This window comes from Nocardioides sp. NPDC006273 (assembly GCF_040613495.1).
In the GTDB taxonomy this organism is placed as follows: domain Bacteria; phylum Actinomycetota; class Actinomycetes; order Propionibacteriales; family Nocardioidaceae; genus Nocardioides.
In genome coordinates, this window is the sequence record NZ_JBEXSD010000018.1 from 68,098 (window position 1) to 80,526 (window position 12,429).

At 68.4% G+C, this 12,429-nt stretch carries 12 protein-coding genes and 1 tRNA gene; 4 read left to right on the plus strand and 9 right to left on the minus strand.

The annotated features are described in order from the left end of the window. Positions 1-30: 30 nt before the first annotated feature. From ABZZ22_RS10530 to ABZZ22_RS10545, 4 genes are all read right to left on the minus strand, one after another. Positions 31-1,104 carry a PDR/VanB family oxidoreductase gene (locus ABZZ22_RS10530; protein ID WP_354930372.1) on the minus strand — a complete coding sequence of 358 codons (1,074 nt, stop codon included), beginning with the start codon at positions 1,102-1,104 and terminating at the stop codon, positions 31-33. Continuing rightward, positions 1,101-2,045 (minus strand): metal-dependent hydrolase, encoded by a 945-nt coding sequence (locus tag ABZZ22_RS10535; protein WP_354930375.1) that lies wholly within the window; start codon positions 2,043-2,045, stop codon positions 1,101-1,103. Before ABZZ22_RS10535 ends, ABZZ22_RS10530 begins: the two co-directional genes overlap by 4 nt. Next, positions 2,042-2,881: an alpha/beta fold hydrolase gene (locus tag ABZZ22_RS10540; RefSeq protein ID WP_354930378.1), complete on the minus strand. Its 840-nt coding sequence runs from the start codon at positions 2,879-2,881 to the stop codon at positions 2,042-2,044. Before ABZZ22_RS10540 ends, ABZZ22_RS10535 begins: the two co-directional genes overlap by 4 nt. Before the next feature lie 169 nt (positions 2,882-3,050). Next, positions 3,051-4,493, minus strand: a complete 1,443-nt coding sequence (locus tag ABZZ22_RS10545; protein ID WP_354930381.1) for an NAD(P)/FAD-dependent oxidoreductase — start codon at positions 4,491-4,493, stop codon at positions 3,051-3,053. 322 nt (positions 4,494-4,815) lie between these two features. Between ABZZ22_RS10545 and ABZZ22_RS10550 the strand changes: the two genes are divergently transcribed. From ABZZ22_RS10550 to crcB, 3 genes are all read left to right on the plus strand, one after another. Further along, positions 4,816-5,754: an ATP-binding protein gene (locus ABZZ22_RS10550; protein ID WP_354930384.1), complete on the plus strand. Its 939-nt coding sequence runs from the start codon at positions 4,816-4,818 to the stop codon at positions 5,752-5,754. A 165-nt stretch (positions 5,755-5,919) separates the two neighbouring features. After that, the gene (locus ABZZ22_RS10555) at positions 5,920-6,396 is read left to right on the plus strand and encodes a CrcB family protein (protein ID WP_354930387.1); all 477 of its coding nucleotides are present in this window, start codon (positions 5,920-5,922) and stop codon (positions 6,394-6,396) included. Then, the gene (crcB, locus tag ABZZ22_RS10560; RefSeq protein ID WP_354930390.1) at positions 6,393-6,761 is read left to right on the plus strand and encodes a fluoride efflux transporter CrcB; all 369 of its coding nucleotides are present in this window, start codon (positions 6,393-6,395) and stop codon (positions 6,759-6,761) included. The genes ABZZ22_RS10555 and crcB overlap by 4 nt, the downstream gene beginning before the upstream one ends. A 113-nt stretch (positions 6,762-6,874) precedes the next feature. Here crcB and ABZZ22_RS10565 read toward each other — a convergent pair whose 3' ends face one another. Both ABZZ22_RS10565 and ABZZ22_RS10570 read right to left on the minus strand, forming a co-directional pair. Beyond that, complete coding sequence (locus tag ABZZ22_RS10565; RefSeq protein WP_354930393.1) at positions 6,875-7,231, minus strand: metallopeptidase family protein; 357 nt, start codon at positions 7,229-7,231, stop codon at positions 6,875-6,877. 30 nt (positions 7,232-7,261) lie between these two features. Beyond that, a complete protein-coding gene (locus tag ABZZ22_RS10570) occupies positions 7,262-7,594 on the minus strand; it encodes a WhiB family transcriptional regulator (protein WP_354930396.1) in 333 nt (110 codons plus the stop codon). A gap of 297 nt (positions 7,595-7,891) precedes the next feature. Here ABZZ22_RS10570 and ABZZ22_RS10575 point away from each other — a divergent pair, with 297 nt between their 5' ends. Continuing rightward, positions 7,892-8,944: a hypothetical protein gene (locus ABZZ22_RS10575; protein ID WP_354930399.1), complete on the plus strand. Its 1,053-nt coding sequence runs from the start codon at positions 7,892-7,894 to the stop codon at positions 8,942-8,944. An 82-nt stretch (positions 8,945-9,026) separates the two neighbouring features. On the opposite strand, the gene ABZZ22_RS10580 is transcribed toward ABZZ22_RS10575, so the two are convergent. From ABZZ22_RS10580 to ABZZ22_RS10590, 3 genes are all read right to left on the minus strand, one after another. Further along, on the minus strand, positions 9,027-9,749 hold the full coding sequence (locus ABZZ22_RS10580; RefSeq protein ID WP_354930402.1) for a hypothetical protein: 723 nt from the start codon (positions 9,747-9,749) through the stop codon (positions 9,027-9,029). A gap of 502 nt (positions 9,750-10,251) precedes the next feature. Further along, positions 10,252-10,325 (minus strand) — tRNA-Asp (locus ABZZ22_RS10585). A gap of 78 nt (positions 10,326-10,403) precedes the next feature. Continuing rightward, a complete protein-coding gene (locus ABZZ22_RS10590; RefSeq protein ID WP_354930405.1) occupies positions 10,404-12,197 on the minus strand; it encodes a hypothetical protein in 1,794 nt (597 codons plus the stop codon). Between the last annotated feature and the right edge of the window lie 232 nt (positions 12,198-12,429).

Here is a 12,429-nt window from a genome sequence, read left to right on the forward strand (position 1 = left end):
TAACGCCGGACGGGGCCGACCAGGACGGCATCATCCGTCGATCACCACGGTCCCCCGCGCTCGCGAGACGCAGAGGATCATGTGTCCCTCGCGCTCGTAGTCGGCCAGCGCGTGGTCGCGGTGCTCGACCTCACCCTCGAGGACCCGCACCCGGCAGGTGCCGCAGAAGCCCTGCTGGCAGGAGTACGCCTGGGCCGGCCGCACCCGGCGGACTGCCGTCAGCGCCGACTCCTCGGCGCCCACCTCCACCTCGGTCCCGGAGTCGTCGAGGCGTACCCGGAACGGGCGGCCGCCGAGCACCGGTGGCGGCGAGAACCGCTCGTAGTGCAGACGGTCGATCTGCGGATCCGGGATCTGCGCCCGGATCGCGTCGATCATCGGCATCGGACCGCAGCAGTAGAGCGCGGCCCCCGCGGGCGCCAGCGAGATGATCTTGGCCGCGTCCGGGGTGCCCATCTCGTCGTCGGGCCACAGCTGGATCTCGTGGTCGCCGACGATCGACCGGATCTCCTCGAGGAAGGGCATGGTCTCGCGCGAGCGGCCGGTGTAGACGAACTCGTACGGCACGCCTCGGCGCACCACGTCACGCAGCATCGGCAGGATCGGGGTGATCCCGATGCCTCCGGCGACGAAGAGATAGCCGGCGGGCGAGTCGACGAAGGGGAAGGCGTTGCGCGGCCCCTTCAGCACCAGCCGGTCGCCGACGCCGAGATGGTGCGCCTCGACCGACCCGCCGCCTCCCCCGGCGGTCGGCTCGATCAGGCGCACGCTGATCCGGTAGGCGGAGAGATCGTCGGGGTCGGAGTTGAGCGAGTACTGCCGGAGCCTTCCGCTGGGCAGCACCACGTCGACGTGGGCGCCCGGGTCCCATACCGGAAGGTCAGCGGCGTCCTCGCTCTCGAACCAGATCGCCTTGACGTCGGCGCCCTCCTGGTCGATGCGGCTGACGCGCACGTGGAGGTCACGGTCGATCCGGCCGAGCGGCCTGCGGCGGCGCCAGGACCGGTAGGCGGCCTTGGTCCAGTAGCCCCCGACGATCGCCTCGAAGGCCTTGTAGAGCCGCGAGTCGGGGATGTCCGGGACGGCGTAGCGCGCCGGGCTCACTGGCCCTCCGCGAGGGCGTCGGCCCGCAGCGCCGCGGGCGACTTGGCCAGGTAGCTCACCGCCTGGGCGGTCGACCCTTCCTTGGACGGGTCGTAGGCGGGCAGGAAGAACTTCCAGGTCGCCCACCCGATGCGTACGACTCCGGGCACCAGCCCTCGGCGTTCGGCGTCGATCAGCTGGATCAGCCCGGCCTTGGGCCGCTTGGCCTGCTCCGGCTGCGCGGGATCGAGCGGGGTCGGGTCGTGGTCCATCAGGTACTGCGCGCCGCGCCACCACAGCACGAGCAGCGCGGTGCCGCCGAGCAGGTAGGAGCGGACGCGACGCAGGTAGCGCCCGTCGACATGCTGGAAGACGTCGTACGCCACGTTGCGGTGCTCGACCTCCTCAGCTCCGTGCCAGCGCAGCAGGTCGAGCATCGTCTCGTCGGCACCGGCCTCGTCGAGCGCGGGCGAGTTGAGCACCCAGTTGCCCAGCACGGCGGTGAGGTGCTCGAGGCCGGCGATGATCGCGGCGCGCTCGATCAGCCACTCCTCCTTGGCCCTGCCGGTCAGGTCGCGGTCACCCAGGATCTTGCGGAACAGCGCTTCGATCTCGGCCGCGAACGGACGTACGTCGAGGCCGTTGGCGGTGAAGTAGTCCTGCACCTCCTGATGGGCGGCGGCGTGCACGCCCTCCTGCCCGATGAAGCCGATCACGTCCTCGCGGAGCTGGTCGTCCTCGATCAACGGCAGGATCTCGGAGAACACCTTGACGAACCACCGCTCGCCCTCGGGCAGCAGCAGGTGCAGCACGTTGACGTAGTGGGAGGCGAAGACCTCGCCCGGGATCCACACCAGCGGCAGCCGGCTCCAGTCGAACTTCACGTTCCGCGGGTGCAGGGCCACCTTGGCCGGCTCGTGCCCGCGCTTGCTCTCCTTGTTCTCCTTGCTCTCCTTGTTCATCGCACACCCTCCTTCTCGACGAAGGCCGCGATCTCGCCGGCGATCATCCCCGGCTCCGCGGTCACCACCCAGTGTCCGCCGTCGATGACCTGCGTGGTCAGCGATGTCGCGTACGCCCGGGGAGCCTCGGTCTGCAGCGGCACCGTCACGTAGGCGTCGTCGCGCGGGGCGATCACCAGCACCGGCACGTCGGTCGGCCGCGGCTCCGGACGGACCAGCTTGCCGAGGAAGTTCGCCCGGTAGAGCTCGACCCCGTTGACCTGGTCCTTCGTCGGCCGCGGTCCACCGCCGACGAACCGGGCGAGCAGCCCCGAGCGCACCATCGCCTCCGGCAGCAGCGGCGCCTGGAAGACGAAGACGTACCAGGAGTGGGCCAGCTGCCGCAGCGAGCTCCGCAGGTGCGTCCGTTCCCGCAGCCACGCGGTCGCCATCCCCAGGTCCGGCCCCGAGATGGAGACGTACGTCGCGATCCGGCTGCTCAGGGCCGGGTCGGTCACCGACTCCCAGGTCTGGATCGAGCCCCAGTCGTGGGCCGCGACATGCACCGGCGCATCGGGCGAGACGGCGTCGATGACCGCCTCGAAGTCCGCGGAGAGCTGCGCCAGGCGGTAGCCGGCGGTCGAGTCGGGAACCTCCGACTCCCCTGTGCCGCGTACGTCATAGGTCACGACGTGGAACCGCTCGGCGAGCACCTCCACGACTCCGTCCCAGACGGAGTGGTTGTCGGGATAGCCGTGGACGAGCACCACGGTCTCGGCGTCGGCCGGCCCACGCTCGTAGACCGCGAGCCTCAGCCCATCAGTGGTCTCGACCAACCGTTTGGCCTGTTCGGTCATGCGTCCTCCTACGTCGCAGGCATCTCATCAACAATTAATGAGACACCTTCCCCGCAAACAATAGCAAGCACTTCTTCGGAGCAGGACTCAGCCGGGCACAATGGTCACCGCGAAAACGACCGGCCCGCCGCAGACGATGTCTGCGGCGGGCCGGTTCGGAGAGCCGAGGCTACGAGGCGCTGCGGGAGTCAGCCAGACGAGACTCCTCCGCGGCGTGCTCCTCGAGCTCCTTACGCCGGGCCTCCACCTGGGCGGCGACCTCGTCCGGGTCGTCGATGAGGGCGGCCATGCCACCCGGGACGCGTTCGAGCGCCTCGCGGGCGAAGATCTGCTGCATGGTGGTGGTGCGCTCGGAGCGGTCCCTGCCGATGAACGACATCATCCAGTGCAGCGTCGCGGTGAGCCGGTTGCGGAACCCGGTCATGTAGGCCAGGTGGACCACCAGCCAGCCGAACCAGGCGAGGACGCCGGACAGCTTGAAGCTGCCCATGCTGAGGACGGCGTTGAAGCGGCTGATGGTGGCCATCGAGCCCTTGTCGAAGTACTTGAAGTCGCCTGGGTCCGGCTTGTCCTTCAGGCGGGCCTTGATGGTCTTGGCCGCGTGCTTGCCACCCTGGATCGCGACCTGGGCGACACCGGGCAGGTGGTCGAGGCTGATCATGTCGCCGACCACGAAGATCTCGGGGTGGCCCGGCAGGGTGAGGTCGGGGTTGACCGCGATCCGGCCGGCACGATCGAGCTCGGCACCGGTCTGCTCCGAGAGCGTCTTGCCCAGCTCGGAGGCCGAGACGCCCGCGGCCCAGATCTTCGCGATCGAACCGATCCGCTGGGTCTGGCCGTCCTTGAACTTCATCTCGATGCCGAACTCGTCGACGTGCGTGACCATCGCACCGAGGACGACCTCCACACCGGCCTTCTCCAGCGCCTTCTGCGCCTTGGCGCCGAGCTTCTCACCGAACGGCGGCAGCACCTGCGGCGCAGCGTCGACGAGCACGACTCGCGCCTTCTCCGAGGAGATGTGGGTGAAGTCGTTCTTCAGCACCCGGTGGGACAGCTCGGCGATCTGGCCGGCCATCTCCACACCGGTCGGGCCGGCGCCCACCACGACGAAGGTGAGCAGGTCACCGATCGGCTCACCGCGCGAGGCGGTCAGCTCGGCGATCTCGAAGGCCCCGAAGATGCGCCCACGCAGCTCGAGCGCGTCGTCGATCGACTTCATGCCGGGCGCGAACTCGGCGAAGTGGTCGTTGCCGAAGTAGGACTGGCCGGCGCCGGCAGCGACGATCAGGGAGTCGTAGGGAACGTCGATCTGCTGGTTGAGCATGCTCGCCTTGACCGTCTTGGCCTCGGCGTCGATCTCGTTGACCTCGCCGAGCAGCACGCTGGCGTTCTTCTGCCGGTGCAGGATGTCACGGGTCGGCGGGGCGATCTCGCCCTGGGAGAGGATGCCGGTCGCCACCTGGTAGAGCAGCGGCTGGAACAGGTGATGGGTCGTCTTCGCGATCAAGGTCACCTCGACGTCGTCGCGGCCCTTGAACTCCTTCGCGGAGAAGAGCCCCCCGAAACCGGAACCGATGATGACGACCCGGTGCTTTGCCTGGTCCGCTGACATTGCCAATACCCTCCGCTACCTCAACACAAGAGAACCGTTTGAACGTTCCACCTCATATTCTGAACCATTCCGGCGGATCTGTTCATTCCCGGGTGGGACTACTTGGTCACAGTTGCCAGTCAGCCGCTGAGCATGCGTTTCTGCCGCGTGTCTGTTGTCGGGTCGAAACCCGCTGACTTTAATCTGTGAGGGCGCCCGGGACCTTGTGCCCTAGTGGTTCATGGTCAGGATCAGACACCTTCAAGTGCGGAAAATCCTTGCAACGAACGACACACAACGCGATCGTGTGTACTGCGAACCCCCGAGCTCGGAGGAGGAGACCATGCCGTTGAGCCGGCCAGCTCTTCTGCTCCGCACCGGTTCTCGCGCCGTCCAGGACGCCCGCGCCTGGGTCCGCGCGGCCTGCGAGGAGATCGACCGCGCCGACCTCACCGAGTGCGCCGAGTTCGGCGTCTCCGAGCTGGTCTCCAACGCCCTCTTCCACGGAGCCGCTCCGGTCACGATCCGGATGCGCGGCACCGTCGGCCATCCCCGCGTCGAGATCCGCGATGCCTCGACAGAGCCGCCGCTGCTGCCGGTCCCGCTGGCTCTCGACGACGACGAGGAGGTCCTGCTGACCGTCGGCCGCGGCCTCTCGATCGTGGCCAGCGTCTCCGACGCGTGGGGCGCCGACATCGACGCGTCCGGCAAGACCGTCTGGTTCGCCCCTGCGGCGGAGATCGACGAGGGCGACGGGGTCGAGGGTGTGATCACCGGCCCAGCCGGCGCGCCACCGAAGCCTGAACGCCTCGGCTCCGAGACCGTCGACGTCAGCATCCTCGGCGTACCTGTCGCCCTCTACAAGGGCTTCCAGCATCACTTCCGCGAGCTGAGGCGCGAGGTGCGCCTCCTCTCCCTTGCACACGCCAACGACTACCCTCTCGCTGCCAGCCTCTCGGCCCTGTTCGGCTCGCTGGAACGCCAGCTCCTCGACGGCCTCGGCCACGGTCACCTCACCGGGGTGATCGGCTCCGGCCGCCACCGGGAGACGGCAGACCTGCACGTACGCATGCCGCGGTCCGCGGCCGAGACGATGCGCCGCTTCCTCGACATGCTCGACCTCATCGACGAGTTCTGCCGTCAGGAGCGGCTGCTCGTCCTGGCCCGCTCCCCCGAGCAGGTCGCCTTCCAGCGCTGGTTCCTCGGCGAATACCTCACCCAGGCCGCGGGCGGGCGCCCCACCCGCTGGACCGGGACCCAGATGGCCGGTCCGTGCCCCTAGGGCATGTCTGGCAAATCCACGCCCGCTACGCGACGTTTCGCATCCGATCTGGCTGCGTTGCCGCCACTCGACAGCCTCCAGGACGCCTTGCCAGATCGGCCCGGAACGCCGCTCGCGGCCGCCGTGTCTTTACCAGCCATGCCCTCGAAGACGTACGCTGTCGGCGTGCTGCGTGAGCATCGCGACCTGCTCGCTCCCATCGCCGCGGGCGGCGCGCTCGGGTCCCTGGCCCGCTGGGGACTCACTACGGTCCTCCCCCACGGCGGCCAGTCCTGGCCATGGGCGACCTTCCTCGCCAACGTCTCCGGCTGCCTGCTGCTGGGCGTACTCATGGCGTTCGTGCTGGGCCCGTGGTCACAGACCCGCTACCTACGTCCGTTCCTCGGGGTCGGCGTGCTGGGCGGCTACACCACCTTCTCGGCCTACGAGCTCGAGGCGTACGTCCTGGATGGGCATGCGCCGGCGCTCGCGATGCTCTATGTGCTCGCCTCGGTGATCTCCGGGATCGGCGCCGCTTGGATCGGTCTGACGCTCGGCCGGGTCGTCGTACTCGAGAGCGGGCAGGAGGTCGTGGTCGACGGCATCGACCCCGACCTCGATCCCGACCCGGCCCCGAATCCGGGCCGAGGTGAGGACCGATGACCGCGCTTCTGGTGCTTCTCGGCGGCGCGGTCGGAGCTCCGGCGCGCTACCTGACCGACCTCTACGTCCGTGAGTGGCTCGGCGCGGACTTTCCCTGGGGGACGATGGCGGTCAACGCCGTCGGCTCGCTCGTGCTCGGCCTGCTGGCCGGCGCAGCCGCGGGCGGCGTACTTCCTGCGTGGGTGCTCACCCTGGCCGGCACCGGGTTCTGCGGGGCGCTGACCACGTTCTCGACCTTCTCCTACGAGACCGTCCGCCTTGCCGAGGACGGCCGTTGGCGATCGGCGGCCCTGAACGTCGTCGGCTCGCTCGCGGTCGGTGCGATCGCGGTCAGCCTCGGCTGGGTGGCCGGGTCGGCGATCTAGGGCCAGCTTCTAGGGCCAGCTTCTAGGGCCAGCTTCTAGGGCCAGCTTCTAGGGCCAGCTTCTAGGGCCAGCTTCTAGGGCCAGCTTCTAGGCCCAGCTTCTAGGCCCAGCTTCTAGGCCCAGCCGAGCTCGTGGAGCTTGTCGTCGTCGATGCCGAAGTGGTGGGCGATCTCGTGGATGACGGTGATGCGGATCTCTGCGGCCAGGTCGTCCTCGTCGACGCACATCTGCTGCAGCGGCTGACGGAAGATGAAGATCCGGTCCGGGAGAGTGCCGCCGTAGAGGTCGTTGCGGTCGGTCAGCGCCACTCCGTCGTAGAGGCCGAGGGTCTCCTGGGGCTCACCCTCGGGCGGCCACTCCTCGACGAGCACGACGAGGTTGTGAACCTGGGCAGCCAGCTCGTCCGGGACGGCGTCGAGCGCCTGGTCCACGAGTGCGTCGAAGCGCTCTGGGCTTATCTCAATCCCCACACCCGCCATTCTGCCGGGTGACAGATACTCCTATGCAACCGCTTCCGCAGTATTTTTTCGCAGGTTTGCGCGAGCCTCGCGCTCCAAGTCCCGCTGGTGGAGCTCTCCGTTGCGCGGACGACCGCGGGTGCGCTTGCGAGCGACCACGATCCCCTCGTAGAAAACCTCGCCGCCCCACACGCCGTGCGGCTCCTGCCGGGCGATCGCACCCTGCAAGCAGGAGAGCTGCAGCGGGCACGTACGACACAGCGCCTTGGCACGGTCCGCGTCGGCGCTGGTCGCGGCGAACCACAGGTCCCCGTCCTCGATCGCGCACGGCAGCTCGCTCCAGTGCACGCCGGTGGCCTCTCTCGCTGTCGCCACAGACGAACCAGTCATCACAGTCCCATCCCCTCGCTGATCCCCGTTGTCAGGGATACCCACCGAAGAGGGTGGTCGGACGGCCTGTCAGTTTTCTGTCAATAGGCAGGTGCTTGGAGCGGTCACGCAGAGTTGAGCTGTCATCTACAACAGGGGATTCCACAACACCGCGACCCTGCTGGTACAAACTGTCCACACTAGAGGGAGGAAGGGCTAGGGTTTGCGATCATGCGCTCAATGAGAAAGGCCTCGGCGTCCATCACCGTGGGCCACCGGCCGGTGGAGGATTTCCACAGACGGATGGCGCATGACCCCAACAGCCGAGCCATCGCCTCGGAGTCCCGGGACTGGCTTCTGGTGAAGTCCCTGCTCCAGCCGGGCGAGGTCCAGTGGGCACGGGTCGCGGTGAAGTTCCCTCATGAAGGGAATGCCTCGGGCCACGCGTTCCTGACCGACCGTCGGGTGATGTTCGAGTTCCACGAGCGCGTCTTCTCGGTCAACCTGGCCGTGGTCACCTTCATCGGTGTCCCTCCGCCGCCCAGCCTGGGTGACTTCATCATCGAGGCCCTCGTGCCCGGATCGTCGTACTCCACCACGATGAAGATCCGGGACAAGGACGCCTTCCACGACTTCTTCCCGACCCTCGACTACGCGGCCCGCGCGGCTGGCGCCCAGCTGAACGTCGACGCCAGCTGGGGTGGCGAGTTCGGCTCCGGGAGCGCCCAGGGTCTGCCCGCTCCCAGCAGCTACGGTGTCGCGCCGGCCCCCGGTTCCTACCCGGCCCAGGGGTCCTATCCGAACACTGGCTCCTACTACCCCAACCAGGGCCCGTACGGCACCAACACCGGCTCCTCCTACTACGGTCAGTCGCCGAGCACGGGCGCCCAGCGCGCAGTCGGCGGCGGCTACCCCGGACAGCAGGGAGCGCAGCAGCGTGCCCGCGAGGAGGCTGCGCTGGTCGATGCCAACCTCGCCCACGCGCTGCCGGCATTCCTGCACGAGGGCGAGTCGATCCTCGCCGGGGCCGACATGCTCCAGAACATGACCGACGTCGAGATGAAGGTGATGGCCACCGAGTCACGCCTGATCGTCGTCGAGGGCAACATCCTGTGGGCCTCCCCGCTCGAGCAGACCCACGTCATCTACGCCGGTGGCGAGCGCAGCCACCTGCGCCTGCTGGTCGAGCGGGTCACCGAGACCATGGCGCTGACCCCGGGGCCGCCGTCGGCCAACCCGGCCGACCAGCGCCGCCTCGTACTTCGTACGTTGCGCGATGCCGCTGCCGGCGAGCAGCTGCACAACCACCTGACCACCAACGGCGGCCAGGTCTTCGACGCCTGGCCGGAGCACTAGGCCGCTGCGTACGTCTTTCTTCTTCGGATACGACGAGAGCCCCAGCCGTTCGGCTGGGGCTCTCGTGTTTGCTTGCTGTGGGTCAGTCCTGCGGGTTGAAGAACAGGCCGAGGGCAAGTGCCCAGACCACGTGCCAGAGGTAGACGCTCACGACGGCGCCGACACCGAAGTTGATGGAGAAGAAGCCAGGATCCATGTCCTGGTGCAGCGCGGGGATCCACCAGCCGCAGGAGGCGGTGGCGAGGAACATACCCATCCCCATCGAACGCGCGAGGTTGCTCGAGGTGGTGTGGGTCTTGCCGAGCCAGGGGAAGATGATCAGCGCGTAGGCCAGCGCGAAGACCATGCCGTTCAGGTAGTGGAAGCCCATGCCGGACCACCACTGCATCGAGGCGAACCCGGCCTCGTTCGCGGTGGCGTTCGGGGTCAGGATGACGCCGTTGAAGAACGCGAAGTCCAGCGAGCCCTCCATGATGCCGAGGCCGAAGACCCAGTAGCCGAACATCGTGGCGAGCTGGGTCGCGCCGAAGCCGGCGACGAGGGCACCGATGAGGCGGTTGTTGTTGACGAACTGCGGCCAGTGCGTTCCGGTCGTCTGCGCCATCACGGCCGGCTGCTGGATCGCCGGCTCCTGGTACTGCGGCTGGGCCTGAGACTGCTGCGGACGCTGGTCCCAACCAAGGGCGGGGGGCTGCTGCTGGGCGGGCGCCGACGGGGTGCGGTAGGCACCGTTCGTCTGCATCCGCGACGCAAGCTCGTCCGCACTCGCCGCATGGGGCGGCCGATGCGGGTAGTACGACGACATGGTGGTGTTGCCTCCTGAGTACCGAACGTCTTAGTCGTTCCCCCCGTGCCCTGCCGATTTTGCGACGTCGACACAAGCGGCAGAATCCTCTCACGGGAGGACAGCAGCCCGCACGTTACCGCCTATTCGGCTTATAGCCCACAGGGACGAACGGCCCGAACCGGGGTGAGGTCGGGGGACCTCTGGCCCGAGACTCCTGCCGAAGCAGGACGACCACCCTCCCACGCACGCCCTCCCCCGCGCTCGCCACCGCCCGGCGTGTCACGCCCTCCGGGAGCAACACCCGACCCACAAGTCACACCGGAAGAAACAAGGCCCTCCAGCCACACCCCAGCCAGAGCAACGCACCGACGTACGAAGGAGGGTCTCGACAAGCCCGACCACCGACGGCGAACTAAGGGGGTCGGCGGTAAGACCCCCGCCGCGGCCGGAGGCCGCCATGTAAATAACGAAGAGGACGTGGTCGCATTTCTGCGACACACGTCCTCTCTGATTCGTTCCGCGACCCTGACGAGACTTGAACTCGCGACCTCCGCCGTGACAGGGCGGCGCGCTAACCAACTGCGCTACAGGGCCTAGTTTGTTTCCGCTGTTCTGCGGCAACGGGAAAAACATAGCCCATGGGCGCGGAGGATTCACAATCGGGGAGGCGTCCTACTCCTCGAAGGATTCGTCGCCCTTCGGTTCCTCGTCGGTGAGTCCCTCGACGAGGCGGTTCTTGACCATGTACGCCATCGCGCGGTCCGCTGCCCGGGCCTTGCGTCGCAGGGCCTCGACACCGGGGGCCTTCTCGTCGCTGTACGCCGCGAGCCGAGCGACCTCGCGCCCGGTCTGGCGCTGGATCTCGGACATCGCGAGCCACACCCCGAGGTCCTGCTCGAGACCTTCGCGGGAGCGCAGGATCGCGGCAGTGAGGAGCTGGATGACGGTGACCTCGACGTCCTCGGCGGTGGACGAGCTGGAGACGAGGGTCGCGGCGATCGTGCCGGCGCCGGTGGTGGTGATCGCGCCGGCGGTGACGAGCCCGCCGACCATTCCACCGGGCCCGAAGGCGGAGAGCGCCCCGATGATCGCGGCTCCGCCGGCCAGCCCTGCGGGGGCGGCGAGCGCGAGCCCGATCGGCCCGGCGACCAGCACCGCGGCCCCGATCCCGATGCCGACCCACAGCTTCCACTGGTCGACCGGGTAGACGGCCTTCGACGCGGACTGCATGGCGATGTGCAGGTTCTCGCCGAGCCCGCCACCGAGCCCCATCCAGACCGTCAGGTCGTGGAATGCCTGGCGGCGTACGTCGTCGGGGACGTCGATCTCATACGGCCGCACCGGGTTGGCGGTCGCCAGCGCAACCAGGGCGAGGACGGCCTCTTCCTTGGAGAGCTGGGTCAGCGGCTTGGGCCGGGGCAGGTCCCGGTCCCCGGGAAGGTCAGGCGAGACGCGCAGGTCCAGGAGCTGTTGGGGAATGCGTACGCCGTCGTGCTGGTAGTTCTCGATCAGCCGTTCCAGGACCTCGTGCTGGACGACGCGCAGGGCGGCGCCGAAGCGCTCCTGGGTGGCGCTCTTGAGGTGGTCGCGGAGGAACTGGGCGTAGGCGAGCCACAGCGCCAGGCGCACCTCGAGCGAGTTGAGGGCGACGTCGGGAGTGCCCTCGACTAGCGCGACCTCCTTGGCCAGAGAGCCGAACAGTCCGCGCCCGATCGCGGTGGCGACCGGCTTGGAACGGAGGTAGGTGGTGGTGCGGTGATCGAGGCCGAGCCCGACCTGGAGATCGAGCGCCCACGGGAAGTGGCGCCAGATGCCCCGCAGTCCGGTCACCGCGTCGCCGTTGCTCCACACGTTGACCCACCAGCCGACGTGGTCGACGGGCGACTTCATCTCCAGACGGTCGGAGTCCTCGTGGAGATTCGGGTGGGCGGCCGGGCTGCCGATGGTGACCAGTCCGACGACCGTCAGCTTCGGCGGGAGCCGGCGCAGCAGATCGATCGCGATGATCGAGCCCAGGCTGTGACCGACGATGACGACCTCACCCTCCTCAGGGAGCTCGTCGAGGACCATCCGCAGCGTACGCGCCCGGATTCCGGGCTTGGTCACGTAGTTGTGCGCCTGGCGGAGCACCCGCAGCACGATCGGCGCCAGCGAGTCGGTCACCCCGACCGGAGATGCCGGGACAGGTTCGCCGAGAATCTTCTCGAGCTCCGCGGTCGCGCGCTCGACCCGGCGGCGTACGCCCCGCTGCTCCTCCGCGCTCAGCCTCGGCGTCGTGACCGGCGGGATCCTCAGAGTCCGGTCAGCGATATCGGTGCGGAGCACGTCCGGATACTTCGGCGCGATGACCTCGACCCCGTCGAGCCCCGGGTAGCCGACATCCTGGAGCGCCTTGTCCAGCGCACGGCGCCAGGCGTCGCGAGGGTCACCGTTGCCGACGCCGTGAAGGTAGAGGAGCGAGACCACCTTTCGATTCTCTCTTATGACATGAGAAACACGGGGTTACGCGGGGCCGACTGTTTCTGGGGCCGGACATGGCGGGGCCTCATCCCGCTGGTCGCGCTTGTCGACCCCCGCCCCCGGTGGACGAGCCTGTCGAGACCCCCCGCCCCCGGTGGACGAGCCTGTCGAGACCCCCCGCCCCCGGTGGACGAGCCTGTCGAGACCCCCCGCCCCCGGTGGACGAGCCTGTCGAGAC

Bases quoted from the DNA above. Each gene is read 5' to 3' on its own strand.
- ABZZ22_RS10580 (WP_354930402.1), bottom strand. From the start codon at position 9,749: ATGTCGTCGTACTACCCGCATCGGCCGCCCCATGCGGCGAGTGCGGAC.
- ABZZ22_RS10550 (WP_354930384.1), top strand. From the start codon at position 4,816: ATGCCGTTGAGCCGGCCAGCTCTTCTGCTCCGCACCGGTTCTCGCGCC.
- ABZZ22_RS10575 (WP_354930399.1), top strand. From the start codon at position 7,892: ATGGCGCATGACCCCAACAGCCGAGCCATCGCCTCGGAGTCCCGGGAC.
- ABZZ22_RS10545 (WP_354930381.1), bottom strand. From the start codon at position 4,493: ATGTCAGCGGACCAGGCAAAGCACCGGGTCGTCATCATCGGTTCCGGT.
- ABZZ22_RS10535 (WP_354930375.1), bottom strand. From the start codon at position 2,045: ATGAACAAGGAGAGCAAGGAGAACAAGGAGAGCAAGCGCGGGCACGAG.
- ABZZ22_RS10540 (WP_354930378.1), bottom strand. From the start codon at position 2,881: ATGACCGAACAGGCCAAACGGTTGGTCGAGACCACTGATGGGCTGAGG.
- crcB (WP_354930390.1), top strand. From the start codon at position 6,393: ATGACCGCGCTTCTGGTGCTTCTCGGCGGCGCGGTCGGAGCTCCGGCG.